This window comes from Marinomonas sp. 5E14-1 (assembly GCF_039939215.1).
Lineage (GTDB): Bacteria > Pseudomonadota > Gammaproteobacteria > Pseudomonadales > Marinomonadaceae > Marinomonas.
Genome location: NZ_JBDXMW010000001.1, coordinates 268,035 through 291,228 on the forward strand (window position 1 = coordinate 268,035; position 23,194 = coordinate 291,228).

20 protein-coding genes, 1 pseudogene and 1 riboswitch are annotated in these 23,194 nt (G+C 41.6%); of the genes and pseudogenes, 11 read left to right on the top strand and 10 right to left on the bottom strand.

The window, feature by feature from the left end; genetic code table 11:
• Positions 1-146 precede the first annotated feature (146 nt).
• Positions 147-1,241 carry an agmatine deiminase gene (aguA, locus tag ABFY09_RS01250; protein WP_347982476.1) on the top strand — a complete coding sequence of 365 codons (1,095 nt, stop codon included), beginning with the start codon at positions 147-149 and terminating at the stop codon, positions 1,239-1,241.
• Between the two features lie 48 nt (positions 1,242-1,289).
• Here the strand turns inward: aguA and ABFY09_RS01255 are convergent, their stop codons facing one another.
• From ABFY09_RS01255 to ABFY09_RS01265, 3 genes and pseudogenes are all read right to left on the bottom strand, one after another.
• A complete protein-coding gene (locus ABFY09_RS01255) occupies positions 1,290-2,693 on the bottom strand; it encodes an 8-oxoguanine deaminase (protein ID WP_347982477.1) in 1,404 nt (467 codons plus the stop codon).
• A gap of 107 nt (positions 2,694-2,800) precedes the next feature.
• A pseudogene (locus ABFY09_RS01260) lies at positions 2,801-2,983 on the bottom strand (MFS transporter); the annotation flags it as partial.
• A gap of 51 nt (positions 2,984-3,034) precedes the next feature.
• Complete coding sequence (locus tag ABFY09_RS01265; RefSeq protein WP_347982478.1) at positions 3,035-3,706, bottom strand: energy-coupling factor ABC transporter permease; 672 nt, start codon at positions 3,704-3,706, stop codon at positions 3,035-3,037.
• Between the two features lie 77 nt (positions 3,707-3,783).
• A riboswitch (cobalamin riboswitch) is annotated at positions 3,784-3,990 on the bottom strand.
• Positions 3,991-4,189: 199 nt separating this feature from the next.
• On the opposite strand from ABFY09_RS01265, the gene ABFY09_RS01270 reads away from it, so the two are divergent.
• Positions 4,190-5,638, top strand: a complete 1,449-nt coding sequence (locus ABFY09_RS01270; RefSeq protein ID WP_347982479.1) for an EAL domain-containing protein — start codon at positions 4,190-4,192, stop codon at positions 5,636-5,638.
• A 13-nt stretch (positions 5,639-5,651) separates the two neighbouring features.
• Here ABFY09_RS01270 and yegD read toward each other — a convergent pair whose 3' ends face one another.
• Complete coding sequence (gene yegD / locus ABFY09_RS01275; protein WP_347982480.1) at positions 5,652-7,016, bottom strand: molecular chaperone; 1,365 nt, start codon at positions 7,014-7,016, stop codon at positions 5,652-5,654.
• A gap of 248 nt (positions 7,017-7,264) precedes the next feature.
• On the opposite strand from yegD, the gene ABFY09_RS01280 reads away from it, so the two are divergent.
• Entirely contained in the window at positions 7,265-9,130 is a 1,866-nt protein-coding gene (locus tag ABFY09_RS01280; protein WP_347982481.1) for a DUF294 nucleotidyltransferase-like domain-containing protein, read from the top strand.
• 5 nt (positions 9,131-9,135) lie between these two features.
• A complete protein-coding gene (locus tag ABFY09_RS01285; RefSeq protein ID WP_347982482.1) occupies positions 9,136-9,852 on the top strand; it encodes a 3'-5' exonuclease in 717 nt (238 codons plus the stop codon).
• Positions 9,853-9,928: 76 nt separating this feature from the next.
• On the opposite strand, the gene ABFY09_RS01290 is transcribed toward ABFY09_RS01285, so the two are convergent.
• The 3 genes from ABFY09_RS01290 to ABFY09_RS01300 all read right to left on the bottom strand — a co-directional run bounded on the left by ABFY09_RS01290 (position 9,929) and on the right by ABFY09_RS01300 (position 11,984).
• Positions 9,929-10,264, bottom strand: coding sequence for a zinc ribbon domain-containing protein YjdM (locus tag ABFY09_RS01290; RefSeq protein WP_347982483.1), 336 nt, complete (start codon positions 10,262-10,264; stop codon positions 9,929-9,931).
• A gap of 46 nt (positions 10,265-10,310) precedes the next feature.
• The gene (locus ABFY09_RS01295; RefSeq protein WP_347982484.1) at positions 10,311-10,889 is read right to left on the bottom strand and encodes an NnrU family protein; all 579 of its coding nucleotides are present in this window, start codon (positions 10,887-10,889) and stop codon (positions 10,311-10,313) included.
• Positions 10,890-11,054: 165 nt separating this feature from the next.
• Positions 11,055-11,984, bottom strand: a complete 930-nt coding sequence (locus ABFY09_RS01300; protein ID WP_347982485.1) for a LysR family transcriptional regulator — start codon at positions 11,982-11,984, stop codon at positions 11,055-11,057.
• Between the two features lie 415 nt (positions 11,985-12,399).
• Between ABFY09_RS01300 and ABFY09_RS01305 the strand changes: the two genes are divergently transcribed.
• The 4 genes from ABFY09_RS01305 (at position 12,400) to ABFY09_RS01320 (ending at position 16,177) form a co-directional block, all read left to right on the top strand.
• On the top strand, positions 12,400-13,380 hold the full coding sequence (locus ABFY09_RS01305) for a TRAP transporter substrate-binding protein (protein ID WP_347982486.1): 981 nt from the start codon (positions 12,400-12,402) through the stop codon (positions 13,378-13,380).
• A gap of 81 nt (positions 13,381-13,461) precedes the next feature.
• Entirely contained in the window at positions 13,462-13,959 is a 498-nt protein-coding gene (locus ABFY09_RS01310) for a TRAP transporter small permease (RefSeq protein WP_347982487.1), read from the top strand.
• 38 nt (positions 13,960-13,997) lie between these two features.
• The gene (locus ABFY09_RS01315) at positions 13,998-15,272 is read left to right on the top strand and encodes a TRAP transporter large permease (RefSeq protein ID WP_347982488.1); all 1,275 of its coding nucleotides are present in this window, start codon (positions 13,998-14,000) and stop codon (positions 15,270-15,272) included.
• A 68-nt stretch (positions 15,273-15,340) separates the two neighbouring features.
• On the top strand, positions 15,341-16,177 hold the full coding sequence (locus tag ABFY09_RS01320) for an aspartate dehydrogenase (protein WP_347982489.1): 837 nt from the start codon (positions 15,341-15,343) through the stop codon (positions 16,175-16,177).
• Positions 16,178-16,284: 107 nt separating this feature from the next.
• Here the strand turns inward: ABFY09_RS01320 and ABFY09_RS01325 are convergent, their stop codons facing one another.
• Positions 16,285-17,196: a LysR family transcriptional regulator gene (locus tag ABFY09_RS01325; protein WP_347982490.1), complete on the bottom strand. Its 912-nt coding sequence runs from the start codon at positions 17,194-17,196 to the stop codon at positions 16,285-16,287.
• A gap of 187 nt (positions 17,197-17,383) precedes the next feature.
• Here ABFY09_RS01325 and ABFY09_RS01330 point away from each other — a divergent pair, with 187 nt between their 5' ends.
• Both ABFY09_RS01330 and ABFY09_RS01335 read left to right on the top strand, forming a co-directional pair.
• Positions 17,384-17,821: a DoxX family protein gene (locus tag ABFY09_RS01330; RefSeq protein WP_347982491.1), complete on the top strand. Its 438-nt coding sequence runs from the start codon at positions 17,384-17,386 to the stop codon at positions 17,819-17,821.
• A 64-nt stretch (positions 17,822-17,885) separates the two neighbouring features.
• The gene (locus ABFY09_RS01335) at positions 17,886-18,689 is read left to right on the top strand and encodes a class III extradiol ring-cleavage dioxygenase (protein WP_347982492.1); all 804 of its coding nucleotides are present in this window, start codon (positions 17,886-17,888) and stop codon (positions 18,687-18,689) included.
• Positions 18,690-18,813: 124 nt separating this feature from the next.
• Here ABFY09_RS01335 and ABFY09_RS01340 read toward each other — a convergent pair whose 3' ends face one another.
• Together ABFY09_RS01340 and ABFY09_RS01345 are read right to left on the bottom strand one after the other, a co-directional pair.
• On the bottom strand, positions 18,814-19,236 hold the full coding sequence (locus tag ABFY09_RS01340) for a GNAT family N-acetyltransferase (protein ID WP_347982493.1): 423 nt from the start codon (positions 19,234-19,236) through the stop codon (positions 18,814-18,816).
• Positions 19,237-19,849: 613 nt separating this feature from the next.
• Complete coding sequence (locus tag ABFY09_RS01345; protein ID WP_347982494.1) at positions 19,850-21,841, bottom strand: methyl-accepting chemotaxis protein; 1,992 nt, start codon at positions 21,839-21,841, stop codon at positions 19,850-19,852.
• Between the two features lie 252 nt (positions 21,842-22,093).
• Here ABFY09_RS01345 and nspC point away from each other — a divergent pair, with 252 nt between their 5' ends.
• Complete coding sequence (gene nspC, locus ABFY09_RS01350; RefSeq protein WP_347982495.1) at positions 22,094-23,191, top strand: carboxynorspermidine decarboxylase; 1,098 nt, start codon at positions 22,094-22,096, stop codon at positions 23,189-23,191.
• Positions 23,192-23,194 lie beyond the last annotated feature (3 nt).

The window sequence follows — 23,194 nt, forward strand, 5'->3', positions numbered from 1 at the left end:
TTTTATATTATTTTATTTATTATGAAGCACATTAACGTCGATTGGGCATAATCATCAATAAATCATTAGGAAATTCACTTTTCTTCAACTATGTTCATGGATACACTTTTGGAAAAATCCAACGCCATGTTAAAACTGGACAAATAATGAGCAAAACATTAGACACAACACCTAAAATCGACGCTTTTCATATGCCCGGCGAACATGAACCTCAAGACCAAGTGTGGATGGCTTGGCCGGTTCGAAGAGACAATTGGCGACATGAGGGTCTATATGCTCAAAAGGAATTTATCAATGTAGCATCGGCTATATCTAAATTCACTCCAGTGACTTTTATTGTTGGGCCTAACGATTTTGAGCAAGCCCGCCAAGCCATTCCTGACAACATCAACCTAATAGAAATACCATCAGATGACAGCTGGATGCGCGATATTGGTGGCACATACGTCATCAACAATAACGGCGAACGCCGTGCGATAAATTGGCAGTTTAATGCGTGGGGGGGAAAACTAGACGGCCTTTATGAGAACTGGGAACTAGACAATGAAGTTGCCAAAAAAATGGTTGAAGTCACAGATGATGATTTTTATAATGCACCGCTCATTCTAGAAGGCGGCTCCATACATGTAGACGGCGAAGGCACGCTTTATACAACCGAAGAATGCTTACTTCACCCGAGCAGGAACCCAAATCTAAGCAAAGCTGAAATCGAAAATTTGCTAAAAGATTATCTCAATGTCGAAACCATTATTTGGCTGAAACAAGGTTTATATAATGATGAAACCAATGGCCATATAGACAATATTTTGCACCTTGTTCGCCCCGGCGTTGTTGCTTTAACCTATTGCGATGATCCAGAAGACCCTCAATACGCCATTAGCCAAGCGGCTTACAAGGCATTAAGTCAAGCAAAAGATGCAAAAGGACGATCTCTGAAAATCGTCAAATTACCTATGCCTGGGCCTCTTTATGTAGCTCATGAAGAAGCTCAAGGTCTTGCACCTAACGACTCTATGGAACGCCAAGTAGGTGAACGATTAGCCGCATCATACGCAAACTTTTTAATCAGTAATCAAGGGGTGATATTTCCCTTACTTGATCCAGTGCATGATGAGGAGGTCAAAGCCATATTGCAAACAGCCTTTCCAGGTCATAATGTTATTGGTATCCCAACTCGTAATATTTTATTGGGCGGTGGCAATATTCACTGCATTACACAGCAGGTTCCTACAAAGTCGTAACGGCAAAAAAAACTAAGTTGAACACTATGTCCAACTTAGGCTCAGGTTTTAGCTTGCAACTAAAGCTTTCGCAAGCGCCTTATGCTTTTCAATCAGGCTATCAATATCCAAGCCAACAATTTTCCCTTCTTGAACTCGCCATTGCCCGCCGATCATCACATGCTCTGCTTTTTCAGCACCACACAATAACAAGGCAGAAATAGGGTCGTGGCTACCTGAAAAGCGCAGTTCGTCCATTTTATAAAACACAATATCCGCTTGTTTGTTCACGGCAATTTCACCAATATCAGAACGGCCAAGAAGGTTAGCCGAACCTTTTGTCGCCCAACCTAATACAAGCTCTGGAGTAATTTTCTCAGCGCCATATTTCAGTCGTTGCAAGTATAACGCCTGTCGCGCCTCATACATCATATTGGAAGCATCATTAGACGCTGATCCGTCAACACCTAAACCAATGGTAACACCCGCTTGACTTAACTCTAAGGTTGGACAAATCCCAGACGCCAAACGCATATTGGAAACCGGACAATGGCAAATACCTGTTCCAGCTGCACCTAACCGTTTGATCTCTTCCTCGTTAAAGTGAATCCCATGAGCTAACCAAGTTCGGTTGTTTAACCAACCGACACTTTCCAGATAATCAACCGTCCGTAAGCCAAACATCTTCAAACAGAAATTTTCCTCATCCAATGTTTCCGCCAGATGCGTGTGTAAGCGAACGCCTTCTTTTTTAGCAAGCACAGCGCTATCCATCATAATTTCACGGGTCACAGAAAAAGGTGAACAAGGCGCCAAAGCAATTTGTACTTGGGCACCCTCTCCTCGCTCATGATATTGATGAATCAAACGCTGACTATCTGCCAAAATAGTGTCACCATTTTGCACTGTGTGTTGTGGGGGCAAGCCGCCTTCGTCTTCACCCAAACTCATCGATCCACGAGTTAGCATGGCTCTCATGCCAAGTTTGCGTACCACTTCCACTTGTACATCAATGGCGTCTTCCATGCCCGTTGGGAAAAGATAATGATGATCCGCCGCTGTTGTGCAGCCTGATAAAAGTAGCTCCGCCATCGCAACTTGAGTGGCCAGTGAAAGGGCTTCAGGGGTTAACTTCGCCCAAACTGGATACAAGGTTTTTAACCAAGGAAAAAGCGGCATATTAACCACAGGTGCCCAAGCTCGTGTCAGGGTTTGATAAAAGTGATGATGAGTATTCACCAAACCAGGTAAAGCCACGAGTTCACGAGCATCAAACACTTCATCGACTGGCTCTAATGGGGACTTTCCCAAGCTAAGAACTTCTTTAATCAATGAGCCTTGAATGACTATGCCACCGCGAGCGTCTGAGTCATTACCCGTAAAACAGGCCAAAGGATGCTTTATCCAGATTCTTTTATTGGAATTTGAAAGGGAGAATTGAGGTGTTTTCTTGGCTGCAGTGTTATCAAACATAAACAGGCTCCTTTGAATAATGATTTAATCAAATAGCCAGCTCAGTTATACCCTGTCTGCTGATCCAGGGAGTATTGTTCGAAATACAAGGCGCTACTTTACAATATTTATTTAAAAGCCTCTACTTGTAGTGTCCGCTTCTTGTCTTTTATTAAACTCATACACGCCACCGCGACAAAAGCCGATACCAGCCAAGAGCCAATGATAACGCCCGTCCAGCCATTCACTTGCCAAAATGGATCAAGATAGAATCCACCTAAGCTCGCACCAAGATAGTAGAACACCATAAAAAAACGGCCAAGTAATCGAATCACTTGGCCGTTTTAAAAGCGTTTTAACACTTAGCTAAACAAGCGTGTTTCAAGCAATGACGACGACTTAAAGCGATTCAAGCTTTTTGCTCCTGCAAGGACAGCAAGATCCAAAACAGGCTCAAGCAATACCACGCTCAAGTAAGCCAAACCAAAGGTCGCAACAGAGCTCATATTCTCTGCACCAAAACCTTGTCCATAAAAGGCCCAGAAAGCCACCCAAGCAATGATGCCACCTTGGAAGGTCAAGGATAATTGCAATGCTTGCTTATAGCTGATGTCTACATAGGCGGTGTTTTCGGCAATCGTACGACGCGCAACCGCGCCCATAGCAAACAAAGGCAATAACAAGGTTGTTAAATTCATGCCGTATTGAGGCAAATCGAAAGGAGCGAAAAGCACGCCCTGCGCCAATAAGCCCAAACTCAAGCCAATCGCAGCGGCGGCTGGGCCGAACATCAAGAATAACGTCGAGCCTAAAATAAAGTGAACTTCTGATACACCAACAGCATGGTGCGGTAAAACTTCAAAGAAAACAAAAACAAGTAAGGTCGTCAGAGCACTGCGCCCAATTAAAGACATAAGACCGTCTTTTTTGATCATTTCGATCGATGCTTTAGCGGAAAGCCCAAGGGCAGCAAAAGCAGTTGCGTAACTTAAAACAATTTTTGCGCCATCAACGACGCCTGGTTCAATATGCATAATGTGTTTCCCGAATAGGATTCATACTCACCCGTACAAATCAAATAAGCGGATATTTCACTCAGCTAAATAAGTGAAATATCCTAATCAATAAAGGCCGGTCTCCGGACTCATAAGTATTCAATATGTGCTTTAAATACTTCATTCCTTCCCATTAAAATAGTGGAATCAAGCTGAAACACACAACTTACACACCGTTGCGGGGGCAGTATAGGCTTTGTTAAGAACGTACCTATTTCCCGTTTCACCAGTAAAAAACTGACACCTTTACAAGAATTGATCTTGAGCAAGCAGCCCATTAGCCAATCGAAGAAGAATACTTTTTAAACGACATTTAAGCAATCCAATCCTCTCTTTCTATGAAGCAGGATTGATATCGCGTCTCATTAAAATAAAAAATAAAAATCGCTAAATTTACATTTCATTAGAACAACAAAAGCGATATTGTTTTATATTTAGACAAATCAATAAGCTGTTTGTATTATGGAAGCGATAATTTCTTTGAAAAAAGCAAAAATCCTCATAATAAGCCTAGTTTGCGCTTTAATGCTTTCGTTATTACTCGGAGAAGTAGAAAACAGACGGTTGTCTTCAAACGAATCCAGTTTGGTAATAGCAAAGAATCAAAAGCAAATTGCCTTCTTAGAAAGCCTTTTCCAATCCATCACACTCACTCTTAATCAAACAGCTGAACTCTATAATGGGATCTGTTCCGACAACTTAAAGATGTTTATGAGGAAGTCTATATTCAATATTGATGGTGTTATAGAACTGGGCATTATTCAGAATGAAAGTAGCCAAGGCATGTTGGTTTGTAACTCTTGGGGAAATAATAACCTTCAGATGAGAAAGCCAAAGAATCATGATGGATTTTTATTTTCTGGCCCTCACACTTCAAACATGTATGAAGAGAAAATATTTGTTATCAAAAAAACGGTGGATGATTATGAGTTCAACGCTTTAATCAAACACCCATCGACCAAAAACCTATTACAGAGTGTCAAACTCTCAACCGATTCTAACAACTTGTCATTAAAACCAATGGAGAAAGAAACTCCTTCTAATTTCATTTCCAATCTGTCCTATGTTTATCAATATAAAGCGGTAGTGAACACCTCTGGTTTATTCTATGCTTCGACCTTTCTTCTTTCTTTTGCTCTCTTTCAATTATTGGTTACCCCATATTTGATATTTACTTTGGATAGATCCAACCTCAAAAGAAGAATCATGCGGGGAGATTTTTTTAATGTATATCAACCCATCATAGACGCAAGTGACGGTAAAGTTTTTTCCTATGAAATTTTCACAAGAGCAAAAGGGCACGATAATGCACTCAGCATTATAAAAAACATAAAGCACTACAATCTTCATGTTGAACACACATTACAACAGCTCGATAAACTGGAAGAAGAAAAAGCACAATTGACTTGTCAAAACTTTCAGGTCAATTTGTCTGCTAAACATCTCGTAGATGATAGATTAATCCATTACCTATCTAAAGTAGCACTTAGCTCTAGGAAAGAAATCATCATTGAAATCACAGAGGATGAAGACCTTTTCAAGCATCGCCTTAAAGTGAAAGAAGCTATGAGAAAGCTCAGGGAACTGGGATATCGCTTTGCACTCGATGACTTTGGTGCGGGCTTTTCAAACTTCTCTTACGTTTTCGAGTTTGAATTTGATCTCATTAAAATTGACAAGAGCGTACTGAAGTTTGAAAACATAGAGTTGCTCCTATCCTTAGTAAGAGTCTTCGACACTTTAAAAATGCCTTGCATCATAGAAGGTGTAGAAGATGACACAGATAAGAAAAAACTAGATCTGATCGACATCAAATACCATCAGGGTTGGTTATACGGAAAACCAGAAAAAGCGCCGCAGGATAACCAAGACTCTGATTTGCAAGACGCTAGTTCAAAAAGCGATAACTAACAAGATCCTAGATTTACCTAAAAATACGATCAGACCAAACCGTTAAACCAGCGGCAACGCTACCAAAGTGATCGCCATCCAAAACAGGCACATCACCAATACGTTTTTGTATTGCATCACGAATAACTGGAGACTTAGCCGAACCACCTGTCATGTAAATCAAATCAGGTTGTTCTCCCGCTTGCTCAATCGCCGATGCCATTAATTTCAACATCTTTTCAAGCGGCGGCTCAATTGATGACGCAAGTCCATCACGACTAATATCTTGTGCTAATCCTGATTCTATGTAATCCATCAGCACCTTATGGTTCATACTATCTGACAAAGCAATCTTGGCTTCTTCAGCATTTCGAACAATATGATAATTGTGTTTTTCTTCTCGCATCCGTAAAAAGCGTTCGATTAACTTAGGCTGTTCGGCATCTAAACGCAGCTGCTCAATTTGATGCTTTGTATCCATGCTGTTGAATGTGGCAATGGCGGATACATCGTTGGTTGTTACCGCGTTCCAATAAAGCTGTGTCGGCATAGGCAAACCGTTTTTCAGCAAAGCATCCATACCAAACAAAGGCATAAGATGCTTGCCAGCAATACGAATATCCAAGTCGTTACCACCCACACGCTCACCCGTATGACCTAAGAAATCCGCATATCTATCTTCTTTATTGAGGTATTCTGGCCCCATTCTGACCATGGCACAGTCGGTTGTACCACCGCCAATATCCACAACCAAAACCGTTTTATTCTCTTCTAGCTTGGTTTCAAAATCCAAACCCGCGGCGATAGGTTCATACAGAAACTCTATCTCCTTGAAGCCCGCTCGTTTTCCTGCGACAGTCAGTATTTCCAATGCTTGTCGATTACTGGCTTCAGAGTCAATGCCTTGGAAATTCACCGGACGGCCAATCACAGTGTGAGTAACCTCATCCCTAAGGTGCTGCTCTGCCCTTTGTTTGATGTTTTGCATCATGGCCGCAACAACATCTTCAAAGAAGTTAATGTGCTCAGTACGCAATCCAGTTGCGCCCAGAAAAGACTTAGGTGACTTTACAAAATAACCGTCTTCCGGCCATTCAAAGTATTCTTCAAACGCTGCTCGACCAAAAAACAAAGTCTGATCACTGTCACTGATGTCTTCTTCACGACGTGCTCTTTGAGCACGAGCAAGAGTCGATTGGCGAGATGAAACAAAGGCTTGGCGAGCACCTTGTTCCTGCATATTTCGCCCTACAAACTCCGTGATCAAATCACGGTCTAGCGCATACAAGGTAGAAGGTAAAAATGTGTGTTGCCCTTCTAAAGGCACGAGTTTAATTATCGCGTCTTGAGATAACCCCAACGCACAATTAGATGTTCCATAATCGAAACCGCAGATCATTCTATTTTTACCTATCATTCAATTCGGATAATACAAGCGACTATCTTCTACACTCCTGATTAAACAATGAGCATAAAAATGGTGCTAAAAAGAACCCAATATAGTAACAGGAAAATGGAAACACCGGATGGGGAAATGAACACAAACTGCAATAATCATTTAGATGATGATTCTGCCATTTAGGTATAGTATATATCATCATACAAATAATATTATGGTCTCGAAACGGCCGTCATCTGGTGCCTTTTATGATTCAATCTCTACTGCCTAATATCCTTGAATTCATACACAACATAGATCCATTCGATAAATTACCTCCCGAATTACAAATGAAAATCGCAGGCTCCGTAAGCATTAGCTACTTGAGTCGTGGCGAAAAGATCGATTTCTACCCAGGTGATCCAAAGCGTTATTTGTACATTATTCGTACTGGTGTCATGGAGCAGCGAAAGCCAAATGGCGTATTACGAGCAAAGCTCGGCCCACAGGACTTATTCGGTTTTACATTTTTAGATGACCATGCCGACGGAGAAGAAAGCTACAGCGCGATTGCCACTGAATCAACTCTGCTCTACTTGATTCCCCATGAAGCACTACAAAAATTACTGGAAGAACACCCAGAATACGCAGAACACTTCGCATCGCAAGCACAAATACGGATTCAAAATGCTCTCAATGTTGTCTGGTCCGACAACGACAAAGGCTTGTTTGTAAAAAAAGTCTCCGAAATCTCCACTACTTTTCCAGCCGTTGTGACATCTGACATGACAATTCAAGAAGTCGCCCATGAAATGCGTAATGTAGTGAGAACCTCCACAGCAGTCATTAAGAATAAAGGTCGAATTGTCGGTGTTATCACAGATCGAGATTTAACAAAACGAGTAATAGCCGAAGGCGTCAGCATTAATAACCCTATTAGTGATGTGATGACAAAATCCCCTCTGACAGTTGGCCCAAATGACTTAGTGTTAACAGCAGCGTCCTTGATGATGCAAAACAACATTCGTAGCCTTCCGGTTGTAAGTGGCCATAAGGTTCACGGTTTGATAACACCTTTTGATATGGTGCAAAAAAACCGTGTTCAAGCAATATTCCTTATCGACACGATGAAGCGCACCAAAACCATTGAGAAACTGACAGAACTGACGTCTGAACGCCAAGCCATTTTTGAAGCTTTGGTCGAAGGTAAAGTACGATCAGAAATTATCGGTCAAGTTATGGCAATGATTTACGACGCTTACAACCGTCGTATTCTACAAATTGCAGAAGAAAAATTTGGTCCAGCACCCTGCAAATACTCGTGGATTGTCGCAGGTTCCCATGCTCGAAATGAAATCCATATTTCATCCGACCAAGACAACGCTTTGATTATCGAAGATTCAGCCACAGAAGAAGACCTTGAGTACTTCAAAGAAATGGCGGATTTTGTTTGCCAGTCTCTCGCAAAATGCGGCTTTACTCTGTGCTCTGGGAACTTTATGGCGTCTAACCCAAAATGGATGCAAAAACTCAGTGTTTGGAAAAAATACTATCAGGGTTGGATTACAACGCCAGACCATAACACCTTATTAAACGCCAGCGTATTTTTGGAAACTCGCAGTATTTATGGGGAAGCATCATTTTGTGACACTCTTCATCAACACCTTCATAAACTCATTAGCCAAAACAAAAACTTCTTGAGCATTCTCATTAACGACGCAACATCTGTGTCTCCACCTTTGGGCATTTTCAACAATTTGGTGTTGGAAAAAGGCGGCGAAAACAGCAACACACTCAATATCAAGAAATACGCCATTACCTTGGTGGTGGATTTGGCGAGAATTTACGGCATTTCCGTTGGCTGTACGTCAACTAATACAGAAGAGCGATTCCGCTTCGCTCATAAAAAGAAAGTCCTCAGCGAAGATGCATTGAAAAACATCATTGGTACTTATCGCTTTATTTGTCAGCTACGTTTCACACACCAATTTGAGGCATTAAGAAATGGTGACGAACCAAACAGTAATATAGACCCCCAATCATTTGGTAGCTTTGAACGCACACATTTAAAAGACGCGTTCCGCATTATTTCTAACCTGCAAGATGCAGCCAGACTTAAATTCAGTGGGGCTTAATTTTTGTGAAGAATTTATTCAACCGCTTTCACCCTATTCATCAGCTCGAAAAAAAACGTGAGGCCTTAGTCGAAGAAGGTAAGCTGCCTACACCCATTGCCGAGTTACTAAGCGAGCCTTACCCTTTGCCAGAAACTAAGCTAAATGAGCTGGAGTTTTTAGTATTCGATTTAGAGACAACAGGCTTAGATCCAAAGAAAGACCGTATTCTCAGTATCGGCCACTTGAAAATCCACAACATGCTGGTAGACATCAGCACATCGGTTCACACCTACATCAAAGCGGAAAAGTACGTCAAACCAGAAGCCGCGGTGATCAACCATATCGTTCCCGAAATGCTCAGTGAAGGGCAATTGTTTGATGAAGCCATGCACGATTTATTTCGCGCGATGAAGGGAAAAATCTTAATCGCTCACGGTACGATTGTGGAAAAAAGTTTTATCGATGCTTATGTGAAACTACGCTATGGATTGGATTCTTTACCGCTACTTTGGCTAGACACTCTCATCTTAGAAAAGTCTTTATTACGGAACAAAAACGACACAGGTACTGGTGATTATCAGCTTGCTGCCGTTCGTGAGCGCCACAACTTACCGCCTTATTTGGCACACAATGCGTTAGCAGATTCCATAGCCACAGGCGAACTCTTCTTGGTTCTGGTGAAGATAATCTACGGTAAATCCGTTCCTCTGCTGAGTAATGTCTATAAGCGCATTTACTGAATAACATCAAAAATAAGGATTAAAGCTACTTAGATTTTAATCCTTATTTTAAACAGCACTAGATTCCTTGCTAGGTTTACGCTTTTTTCACATACTTAGCGGTGATCATCATGTCACCTGCGCCGTCTAGCTTACAATCCAACTGATGATCTTTTTTATCATGAACTCTCTTGATCACGGCCTTAGTGCCAATTTTTAAACCTTGAGAGCTACCTTTCACTTTCAAGTCTTTAATCAGCGTGACTTTGTCTCCTTCGGCTAACAAAGCGCCGTTAGCGTCTTGAACTTTAACAACTTCCTCTTCTGCTAACGCAACAGGATTCCACTCAAAGCCACATTCAGGGCAAACCAAAAGCTCCTGATCTTGATAAACGTATTCAGATTGGCAGCTCATACAAGGCGGTAAAGGCATAATCACACTCTATCTAACAATATATTTTTTAATTAACAAATTGCATTTAGTGAAAAGGCGCAACGCCAATCACTGCTTCATGAAGGAAAATGATAATGGTAAACCAAGAAGCAACAGAAAAAGTCAGCGCAACAAGGTCGAATCGAAGGCTAGCTTCTTCTATTTTCACGCCTGCTTTGCGGTCACGACGACGGAAAGCCGCGTAACTCACGATCGCCCACACCAAGAAACTGCCAAATAGCAGCACATCCGCTAAATTACCGTTACTCAACAAATGCGCAAACGCCCAGACTTTAATAGCAAGGTAGATTGGATAACCTGTCACCTTCTTCATCATGGTTTTCGGAACGATGGAAGCAAACAATAAAAACAACGCCACCAGCATCAATAGACTCGTAACGTGCGCCATGTGTACTGGTGGAAACCACAACCAAACGGGCGCTAAACGAGCCTGGCCATACCCCATAGCAATAAAACCAAGAGACAATAAAGACAACATCCCAAAGCGCAATCGCCAACTCATCAGGCCTGCTTTTGTCACAGCCATTTTTCGCCAATCAGGAACAAACAAACGCACACTGTGTACTGCAAAAAATATCACTAACCCAACTATTAAAATCAACATACAAGGGTGTCCCTTAAATCTTATAAAACAGATAAAACCGAGGTGCTCACTAAAACAAAAACAGCCAACACAATCAATGCATTAGCTATCAATATCCTTATAAATAACATGGTTAAGCGGCTTATCGTCATTCGGATGTTTCCGCTCACCACAGAAGGCTTGACATCACTCTCTTTCTGACAGCACCTTTCGGTCAATAAAGCGGTATTTCTCTTCCGCACAAGCGCTCAGAATAAAGTCCCAAGTCAGCTTTAAATCTTTAAACTGATGCAAATCTTTACTGGTGGATATCCACAGCTCTCTATGCAATAAAAAGTCAGGCAAAACCGGCGACAAGACAGGGTCACCATAAGCTACAAAGTGCGGCAAAATGCCAACACCCAAGCCAGATCGCACTGCTTTTCGCTGAGTATGAATCGTTGTCGACTTATAAATAAACTGCAAGTCAGGCGCGATTTCATTCTGATACTTCAACAAATCCGAAAACACTTGGTCTTCGATGTAACCAATAAAAGAGTGATTCTCAAGGTCGGACTGAGCCTTAATACTTTTATTCATCGACAAGTATTCAGTGGCAGCAAATAAGCCCAAAGTATAATCCGTCAGCTTTTTCTGAATGATATTTGAACCTTTCTGAGGCCCGATTGTAATACTGATATCCACTTCACCACTGGTGATCAAAGTAGCGCCAGCCAATGAAATAAGCTCTATATCAATGTCTTTGCCTTTCACCCACATTGGCAGCCGATCAGACAAATAATAATTACTAAAGCCTTCTGTCACACCAATGCGGATTTTCGAGCGAATTTCTTTGCCGCTACGATAGTTCTCATTCGCCAAACGTAAAGTACGCTCACACTTTTCTGCATAAGGAATTAAATTCTCCCCTGCTTTCGTTAAATGGAATCCTTTACTGTTCTGATAAAACAGTCGAGTATCGATCGCCTTTTCTAATTGCTCAATACGATTTGCGATAGTGACATGAGTACAACCAAGCTTAGTTGCCGCCAAAGACAAGCGCCCATATCGCCACAGCGCTAAAAAATATTTTAGATCATTCCAATTAATTTCCAGTAAATCTAAATTTTCATTCACGATTCGCTCTCCACAAAAAACGAAAAACAAGATGCCATGACAGATATCTCATCATCTAATGCATTCTAACCAAGCACACTTTTGGTGCAAAAAGAATCTTAACAAACAAGCCAAGCTGTAAATTTTATTTCATATAATGAACGTTAGCCTATAGTTCAGAGCAAAATCAGACCTATCTAAAATAGGGCAAAGCCTTTAAAAAGGCACAAAATAAGTGCATTAACTTTAACTGCTCAAAACTTTCCTAGCGAAAGGCTTTTATCTGGCCAACTTCATTGTAATTTTTTTTACAACCCATGTAACCAAAATGCTATTGTTTTTAAACCCTCGCAAGCCTAATTTTTAACTTCGACATAGAACCTCTGAGCATTCATCAGAATCTATACACAATCATATTTTTTGAAATAGGTAACTCATGATGAAAAAACCATTACTCACCACATTGGCACTATTACTAGGATCATCTGCTTTCGCAGCAGATTACAACTTCACGTTTGCTCACGTCCTAATCGACGAAACGCCTAACGGACAAGCCGCCTTAGCATTTGAAAAAGAGGTTGAAGACAAGTCCGATGGTCGTATCAACATCAATGTCCTACCAGCAGCACAATTAGGTGGTGATGTAGAAATCATCGAACAGCTACAAATGAACTTGGTACAAATTGCCATTCCACCAACCGCAACACTAGGTAACTTTGAGCCAAGAGTACAAATTCTAGACTTACCTTTCCTATTACCTTCACAAGAATTAATGATGAAAGTATTAGACGGTCCAGCGGGTCGTAAAATCTTAGACACGTTAGAAGACCATGAAATGCATGCCGTAAACTTCTGGGGGGCAGGTTTCCGCCACATGACAAACAACGTTCGCCCAATTGAGAAGCCAGAAGATCTTAAAGGCATCAAAATGAGAACGATGCAGTCGCCGATCCTTTTAAGTACTTACCGCAACTTTGATGCAAACCCAACGGCCATGGCTTACACAGAGGTTTATAATGGTCTACAGCAAAGCGTTATCGAAGGGCAAGAAAACCCTATTGCGAACATCACCAGTAAGAAGTTTTATGAAGTACAAAAGTACATGACGCTAACTTCTAACGCTTACCACGGTTACGCTGCTATTGTGAATAAACAAGCTTGGGATTCTTTGCCAGAAGATCTACAAGCCGTTATGACAACAGCCTTCAATAACGCTCGTGATTTGTCTCGTAAATTGACTAATGAACTCGAAGCTTCCGCTCTTGAAAACATCAAGAAACACACGAAAGTAACCGAATTGACAAATGAACAAATGGCTGCATTCGTTAAAGCCAGCCAACCAGTTCATGAAGAGTTCCGCGACACCATCACATCAGATCTACTGGATGTTGTATACGCTGAAATAGAGTCGAACTAATGACCAGCGCTGCCTTGGCAATTTAAAGCAAGGCAGCGTATTCAGCCTTCCAAAGGCTAATAAATATGCTCCGAGAAAAATATGTTCGAAAAAATTAATACCTATTTAGACACCATCGAAGGCTTTTTAATCGCCAGTATTCTTGCCACTGCATCGATACTCACGATTACCCAAGTTTTTTTCAGATATGTCCTGAATGACTCAATCTTCTGGGCGGAAGAAGCCATTCTTTATTTGATTATTACGATGAGCTTTCTGTGTACAAGTCTTGGTATTCGTAAAGGCTCTCACATCACAGTAGACGTTTTAAAGTCCTGCATTCCAAAGAGCTTAAAACCAACGTTCAACCTAGTCGCAGCCATTTTAGGAATCATTTTCGCCGCTTCCCTTCTCTATTTTGGTGGCAGCTTATTTTTAACAACCTTAGCGCGCGGGCAACTTTCTCCAGCGTTGCGAGTTCCAATTGCAGCGATTTACGCCTTTATCCCAATTACAGCTTTGCTTCAAATGTTTCGTTATTCAGGAATCATCTATTCCGTATTTAAAAAAGTGCCTGAACAAAACCAGCCACAGAATTGATTTAAACATTTATCACGCTCACCAAAGCCGAGGCTTTCATGATTACATTATTACTTCCGCTGTTTTTAATTCTACTGTTACTTGGCTTGCCAATTTATGGCTCATTGGCTTTTTCTGTCATCGGCTCTATGGAATTGGCCGGTTCTATAAACCCAACCATTGTTCCTATGAGAATGTTCTCAGGTATTAACAACTTCTCATTAATGGCCATCCCTTTTTTCATTTTAGCGGCTGAATTAATGCGAGTTGGCGGCTTGTCTACTCGGCTAATTAAACTGGCTCAAGTCTTAATAGGTTGGGCGCCTGGTGGCCTGGCGTCTGCGGCTGTTTTGTCTTGCCTGTTCTTTGGCTCTATTTCTGGCTCAAGCCCAGCAACAGTGGTTGCCATTGGCAGCATCATGTTTCCCGCTTTAGTAGAAGCAGGTTACAGCAAACGTTTTGCCATCGGGCTACTGACCACCGCTGGCACCTTAGGGCCTATTGTTCCACCCAGTATCGCTTTAATCATTTATGGTTCCGTCACAGCAACCAGCATCGGTCAGCTTTTCGCTGCGGGCATATTACCTGCTCTTTTGCTTGGCGGTCTGTTAATCATCTACTGCATGATTTACTCAAAAAAGAAACAATACGCCAGAACACCGTTTCCTACTTTCAAAGAAATCTCAGTAGCTTTTAAAGGCTCGGCTTGGGGCTTGGGACTTCCCGTTATTCTGCTTGGCGGAATTTACAGCGGCATCTTCACTGCAACAGAATCCGCAGCGGTTGCTTGCCTTTATGGATTATTTGTCGGCATGGTGATTTACAAGCAAGTTAGTGCGAAAGACTTATGGGAAATACTGCAAAGTACAGGCTTAATCTCTGGTTCTTTGTTGCTGATCACAGCGGGCGCTTCTGCTTTTTCATGGTTGCTTACCATTACAGGAACACCTTCAGCATTAGCCAATGCTGTGCTGTCTTTAAGCGATTCTTCTTTTGCGATTACCGCGCTACTAAATCTTATTATGTTGGTTGCTGGCTTCTTCCTTGATAGTGCTTCTGCGATCATCGTTTTAGCGCCATTAATGACGCCAATCGCTTCGCAAGTAGGAATTGACCCTGTGCATTTCGGGATTATCAATTTAGTGAACTACTCCGTCGGCATGATTACGCCACCCGTCGGACTGAACTTATTTGTTGCTGTCAGTATTTCTAAAATGGGACTTTTTGAAATATTCAAAGGCTGTATCCCTTTCTTACTCATTTTACTCGTCGGCCTAATGATCATTACTTATGTACCTTGGCTTAGCTTGGTAATCCCTAGCTACCTTTTTTAGCCGTCATCAAATTTTAAACAGCACCTTATTCCACATGAGGTGCTCTTTACATCAACTCAAGGATTAAAATGAAATCACAAACTCGATTAAAAGTTGGCATTATTGGTTTAGGCGCAATTGGTGGTCATGTAGCCAATTGCATCGAAAAAGGCGAAGCAGGCAACGCGGAACTCGTTGCTTTAGTTTGCCGCGACAAAGAAAAATACCTAACCATTAACAAGGATCAATCCAGTCGTTTCAAATCATTAATCACAGATGATATCGAAACACTTTTTGCCGCAAAGCCAGATATTGTTATTGAAGCCGCAGGCCAAGAATCTCTCAGCCAATACGGCATTACCATACTGGAAAAAGGCATCGACCTTTTAGTATCAAGCATTGGGCTTTTCACCAACGACGACATACTCGCTGCCTTCACACAAACAGCAGAACAATCTGGCGCGCAAATGTTATTGTCCGCAGGTGCATTACCCGCTTTGGATTGGATGTCTGCCTCTTCTTTATCTGAAGTAAGCAATGCCATGATTACTCAAGAAAAACCTGTAATTTCTTGGAAAGGCACACGTGCTGAAGAGTTAATCGATTTAGACTCTATTACTAAGCCGACATGCTTCTTTGAAGGGACGGCTCGTGAAGCTGCCAATATTTTCCCGAAAAGCAGCAACATCAGCGCCATGTTGGCTCTTGCCACCGTTGGACTCGACAATACAAAAGTCCGATTGGTCGCAGACCCTATTAGCCCAATCATGAATACACTTATTGAATTTGATAGTGAAGTAGGTCAACTGCAATTGAACTGCCAAGGCATACCTTCTCCAGAAAACCCAAGCACCAGCACTGGCGTCCCCTTGTCTATCGTGAAATCCATACGCAATTTATCTTCGTCAATTCATTATGGAATTTAGCGTTTTCTAGGAGAAAATTTCCACAGACTGCAAACGAACTTCCGCAAAAAAGGCTGGCATTCGCAAATTCATACCTAAGTGAATGCCTACCTTTCATCTAAAGCAAATCAATAATCATCCCAATATGGCGGATCGCCATAATATGAACCGATGAAATCAAGAAAAGCGCGAAGCTTCGGCGGCAGCAATTTACGATGCGGGTAAACCGCATACAAGCCCATAGAATCCAATGTGCAATCTTCCAAGATCGGAATCAGGCTACCTTCTTTCAATGCCTTTCCCACAATAAACGTAGGCTGCAATATATAACCTTCTCCCGCGATGGCCGCCGTCATCAATATTTCGCCGTTATTCGCCACCAAACCAGATTGATTGTGTTGCGCATGAGCCCGTAGAGCGTTGATTAATGGTTGTTCTGATGGCGCCAAATCCATGTAGCTGTAGCGCAGGAAATCCGAGGCAACCAAATCGTCTGGATGATTTGGGTAACCGTTTTTCTCCAGATACGAAGACGCGGCACACAAAGCCAGTTTGATCGGCGCGATTCTTTTGGCAATCAAAGAAGAATCCTTTAAATGACCGATTCTCAGAGCCACATCAACACCTTCTTCGATCACATCGACCTTGCGATCACTCAATTCCAAATGAACACTCACAAGAGGAAACTGCTTTTTAAAATCCCGTATCAAGGGCGAAAGATGAAGCGTAGAAAAAGACACAGGCGCACTGATGGAGAGCTGACCAGAAACCGTGCTTTGCAATTCACCAAAGTAACTGTCCATATCGTGAATGCTTTCTAAAATACTCACCGCATGTTGCAAACATTGCTCGCCTTCTTCGGTTAAATGAACACGCCGAGTGGTTCGGTTAAACAACCTCACGCCCAATTGCGCTTCAAACTGAGAAACGTACTTACTCACTAATTGGTTCGAGAGCTGCAACTTGTCCGCCGCCTTGGTAAAGCTGCCCTCTTCTGCCACAGTGACAAACGCCTTCATTGTTTCAATACGATCCATCATGGCTCCCATTATGCGCCTGAAATAACCAATTTAATGACAAACCCAATTACAAATAAATTATTAATAATAACTCAACAAATACTCAATTTATCAATTAAATAATAACCAATAATATACATCTCAATCAGATTGAGCCAGACGCTTTGCTCCGTCTTTTCTTATTCGTGAACAACTTAGGAGTCACATAATGAACAAACAGAAGTTACTACAATCAAACGCAGGTTTAAGCGCTTTTATCCTAAGAATCCCCGTTGGTATTGTATTAGCAGCACACGGCGCACAAAAACTCTTCGGTTGGTTTGGCGGTTATGGCCTAGAAGGAACAGGACAATGGATGGCAAGCATTGGGCTTGAGCCGGGTTACTTTATGGCGTTATTAGCGGGCAGCGCAGAATTCTTTGGCGGCTTAGCATTGGTGCTTGGTTTGCTGACTCGTCCAGCGGCCGCAGTCAGCGCCTTCACCATGTTGGTTGCCATCTTTAGCGTTCACATTAGTCATGGGTTATTCATGTCAAACAATGGCTACGAATACGCACTGGTTCTGTTTGCCGCTACACTTGCATTAGCGATTCAAGGCGCTGGCCGTTACTCAGTAGACAACGCGCTTGTGAGCAAAAATACATAAACACGCATTCACATCATCTCTTCCCAGAATCAAGAAGAGATGATGTCACGAACTAGGAAGTAACATGACCTCGAATCGCAACATTGTTTATCTTTCCCATGGCGGCGGCCCAATGCCTTTACTGAACGAGCCAAGCCATGATGAGATGATCCAGACTCTGAAAGCAATCGCCAAAGACGTTGGAAAACCAAGTGCCATCTTAGTAATAAGCGCCCATTGGGAAACCCAAATTCCAACCGTCACATCGGCGCGCTCTCCTGAATTAATCTACGATTATTACGGCTTTCCTGAAGAATCCTATCAAATACAATACCCATGCGCGGGCTCGCCTGAATTGGCGCATGGCATTCTAAACAGCTTACAGAAACACGGTATTGATGCCACACAAGATGAACACCGTGGCTTCGACCATGGTTTGTTTGTGCCGCTTAAAATCATGTACCCAGACGCAGACATTCCATGTGTTCAGCTTTCATTGGCGCAAAGTCTCGACGCGGCATTACACATTCAAATCGGTGTGGCATTACAAACATTGGATTGGGGCAATATATTAATCATTGGCTCAGGTTTTTCATTTCATAATATGAAGGCCTTTTTCTCGAAAGGTTCACACCAAGCCGATGTAAAAAACATAGAATTTGATGATTGGCTAACCGCCATTATGGAAGACAAGAACCTCTCTGAAGAAAACCGAAAACAGGCTCTGATTGATTGGTCATCCGCGCCTTCGGCGAGATTTTGTCACCCTCGCGAAGAACACTTAATCCCGCTTCATGTGTGCTATGGCGCAGCGAATAAAGCCAGCAACCACACCTACAAAGCAAAGATACTGAACAAACAGGCTTCTATGTTTACTTGGCAATACTGAGGTTTTGTTCTTATTTTGGTAGGTGAACAACATGGTCTTCTGTATCGTTTATCAAAGCCATGAAAACATAGCATTGTCGACGTTTTATGATAATTGGAGGCAGATCTTTCCCTAAATATCATGTTTATTCGTAGACAGTTGGTTGCCATATTTGCATAAGAATTTCTGGGTTCGCCACTGGCTGAAAGCCGAATTGTGCGTATAAGCCGTGAGCATCATTAGTTGCTAGCATGAAGCGCCGTAACCCTTGAAGTTCTTGGTGTTGAGATATTGCTTCCATAATCAATTTACTGATGCCAAGTCCTCTGCATTCTTCAAGTACGAAAACATCGCACAGATAAGCAAATGTTGCTTTATCAGTAATAACTCGGGCGAAGCCTACTTGTTCATTATTTTCACCATAAGCGCCGAATACGAGAGAGTTTTTAAGAGACTTTTCAAACACTTCAAATGGGATATTCTTAGCCCAATATGAGTTTGCGATAAATGAATAAACGAGATCGATATCTAAGTCTTCTATGTTTGTAGAAATTTTAAATTCGTTCAATTATTTAGTTCCTTCGAAAGGTATAGTAAAGCTGTCGGTTTTCTCGTTTACAGCCAGTTTAATTAATATAAATCCACAATATTTCACGAAAATTCAAATAATAAGTGCAACACTCATGGTTTAGTCGGTGATAAAAGATCAACTATCAGTAGGTAATATCCTATAAGTTTCCAAACAAAAGAAGCATTTACCATGAGTTACAAGCGGTTGATCGAAGGAAAACGATATCAGATTCCCAGCTATTTTCAGCTTAGCCTCAATCAAAGTAAATACTGCGGCCTTTTAGGTAAGCCGTGGTCAAATTCAATCATTACAACTTCTCCATAAAATACCCTGAATATCTTTTAATCTATAGAGCTTTTCTGCTGTCAAAGAAAGCAATGTGAGTCGGTGGATGAGGGTTTCTAGTAATACATATTGGTACGCTTTCGTGATTACTCCAGAATCAAAGTCCTTTAAAAAAGGAATGCAGCTCTGAGGTAAAGGTAAATCATGAAATGTAAATAGCCTCATTAGACAAAAAATGAGCCTCCTTTTATGTCCTAATTTAAAGAACACCAAATAGAGGCCCATTGCATTGATTGAAACATCACAGACTAGATAACACCTAGCGTTATTTCAACGTATAAGAAGCCACTTCTGTTAATACATTTTGACAATGTTGCTTAGCAAAATTGGCGCCCTGATCTGTTTTCGTTACCATATCTAAAATCTTCTCTGATCGGTCTCTCACATTCTGGATGTTTTGATTTATTTCTTTCGTAACCTGGGATTGCTCCTCTGCAGCCGTGGCGACGCCATCTATTGTTTTGACTAGCGTTTCAATAGACCCAAATAACCCTTGTAGCATAGACACATTTTCATTCACGATATCAGAAGACTCAGAAGCCATCTTCTTACACTGGCTCATGGACTTCAACGCATTGTCTCCTGAACCAATCAGAGATTGAATCATAGAACGGATATCATCCGTTGAACTTTGCGTTCGTTGTGACAGAGTACGCACTTCATCCGCAACCACCGCGAAACCACGCCCTTGCTCACCTGCTCGGGCAGCTTCGATGGCTGCATTCAATGCTAATAAGTTTGTTTGCTCTGCAATAGATTCAATGGTCTCTAAGATAGTACTAATTTGCTCTGTGTTTTTAGCAACAGATTGTACAGCTTCGTGGCCGTTTTCCACTTCCGAAGAAAGGCCCGTTATGGACTGTAAGATAGCTTCCATATTACCAGCACCTTGTGTGCTCTGCTCATAGAGCGTTTCTGTTGTCTCTGAAGATATCTGCATGTCTTTTGAAATAGTAGCACTCGTCAAAGACATTTCTTCCATCGCGGACGCCATTAAATCGGTTTGATTAAATTGCTCTTGAGTTTCCTGCAAAGCGCTCTTAGAAAAGCCGCTTAAAGTACTCATACACTCTTTGGATTCAGAAGAAAGCTCAAGCATGACACCAAAAGAACGTCTTAGATGACTTAGATGTAAATTCAAATAATGAATGATCTCCCCCAATTCATCATGGGATGAATTATCTATTTCAGAAACTAGATCACGTTTATCAGACACATTTAACAATGATGAATTAATCAGTCGAACACGCGTATTAATAGAGCGAATTAAAACAAAAGCTAAGAAGATAATAGGGCCAATCAATGCAAAAAAGCTGATGATTAAGCCATTGAAATAGAGCTTATTCGTGGACGTCAAAGACATATTCAAATCCTGAAGCTCTGAGCCTATTTCATCCGTTACCGATTTTATTAAGGCTATTTTCCCTGTTGCCAAAGCAAACCAGTTTTCTGGCCCTTGCACATAGGAAACATCCGTTAGTGTTATAAACTCTTCTGTTATTTCTTCGACCTTTTGCCACTGCTCATCTTTAAAGGCTTCATTTAATAAATTGGCTTCCCAATCCGAAGACACTGTATAGAAATGTTCCAACTGATGATGTTCATCGTCGATAAAAGCAACAATCTGGGACTGGCGCATGTCGGTTGTCTTTTGCGCGGCAAACACTCCGTTTAAAGCGCCTCGATATTGACCAATACGCTCTTTCATCCACAAAAGACTTAGGCGCGCTTCAAGCGCTTTGGCGATGGTTCGGTCTTTAATATCTGACATGACTAACTGAATGGCATTTAACGCCTGTCTATTGACCTCTGAATAAAAGACAAATGCGTTATTATTCGTTACTAAACGATCTACTTTCTGGCGAATATCGTTCTTTTCTTTTAGCCTAGATAATATCGGATCACGTACGTGATTCAGCTGCTCTAATGTCATCATATTAAAGGAATCAGGATTAACATTTTGAAGAGCGACTTCGGTTTCATCCGCCACTTTACGCTGGGCTAATAATGCCTCTTTTCCTTTACTCCCTTTACTACCAAGAAAGCCTGCTGATAGCCCTCTTTCTATCGCAAAATTATGAGCAACATCGTCCAACAGTACAGACAACCTCACCATATCTTCTGCGACGAGCCCTTCATTCACTTGTTTGTTTAAATCTAGAGCCAAAAGAGCAGTAACAAAAACGGCAAAAAGAGAAGGAAAAAAACCTACTATAACAATAGCTTGGGACACTTTCAGATTGGATAAAATCGACACTCTAACACTCCCTATTAAACATGCTCAAAACAAGCTTAGACCAAGTTATAAATATTTTCTATAAATCATACAAATAAACCTAAGAGTTACCCTACTAATACCATAATAATCAAAAAAGCATTCACACCTCAAAGCAAGTTATTTAAGACAGAGAAAGGCACCGGAAAACACCATTAAAATACTTTCGTTTAAACTAGAAAAAGCCTTTTCCTTTCTCTAAAATACCGCGTTTTCACATGTAAGCAGATTGCCATGATTAAGACACCTTATTATCTCATCGACAAAGCCGCTCTGTTAAAGAACTTAGAGAAGATTGCCTATGTACGCGAACAGTCTGGCGCGAAGTCTTTACTTGCTCTGAAATGCTTTGCTACTTGGTCTGTGTTTGATCTTATGCAGGAATACATGGATGGCACGACGTCTTCTTCTTTGTACGAAGTGAAGCTAGGTAAAACAAAATTTCAAGGTGAAACCCATGCCTACAGTGTGGCGTATGCGGACGATGAAATCGCCGAGGTGTTAGACCATTCCGATAAAATCATTTTCAATTCCATTGGGCAGTTCTCTCGCTTTAAAAATGCCAGTGAAGGAAAAGTCCGTGGGTTACGAGTGAACCCTCAAGTGAGTACGTCTGAGTTTTTGATCGCTGACCCTGCGCGCCCTTTTAGTCGTCTTGGTGAGTGGGACCCAGAAAAAATCGAAACCATCATCAATGACATTTCTGGTTTTATGTTCCACAACAATTGTGAGAACGATAACTTTGAGCGTTTCGATGAGATGCTGACGCTTATTGAAGAACGTTTTGGTCATCTTATCCAGCAAGTAAAATGGGTCAGCTTAGGTGGTGGTATTCATTTTACTGGTGACAATTACCCTATTGATGAATTCTGCCAACGCTTGAAAGCCTTTTCAGAAAAGTACGGAATCCAAGTTTATCTAGAACCGGGTGAAGCCTCGATCACCAAAAGCACAACGCTCGAAGTGACCGTGCTAGACACTTTGTTCAATGGTAAAAATCTGGCCGTTGTCGACAGCTCTATTGAAGCGCACATGTTGGATTTATTGATTTATCGAGAGAATGCCAAAATGGCGCCGTGCGAAGGCAATCATGAATACATGGTTTGTGGTAAATCTTGTCTCGCTGGTGATATTTTTGGTGAGTTTAAATTTGATGCACCATTAAAAGTCGGCGATCGTTTGTCTTTTCAAGATGCCGCGGGTTATACCATGGTGAAGAAGAACTGGTTTAATGGTGTTAAAATGCCATCCATTGCTGTACGCCAATTAAATGGCGAGATCGAATTGGTTAGAGAATTCGACTACCAAGATTTTGAGCAGAACCTTTCTTGATTC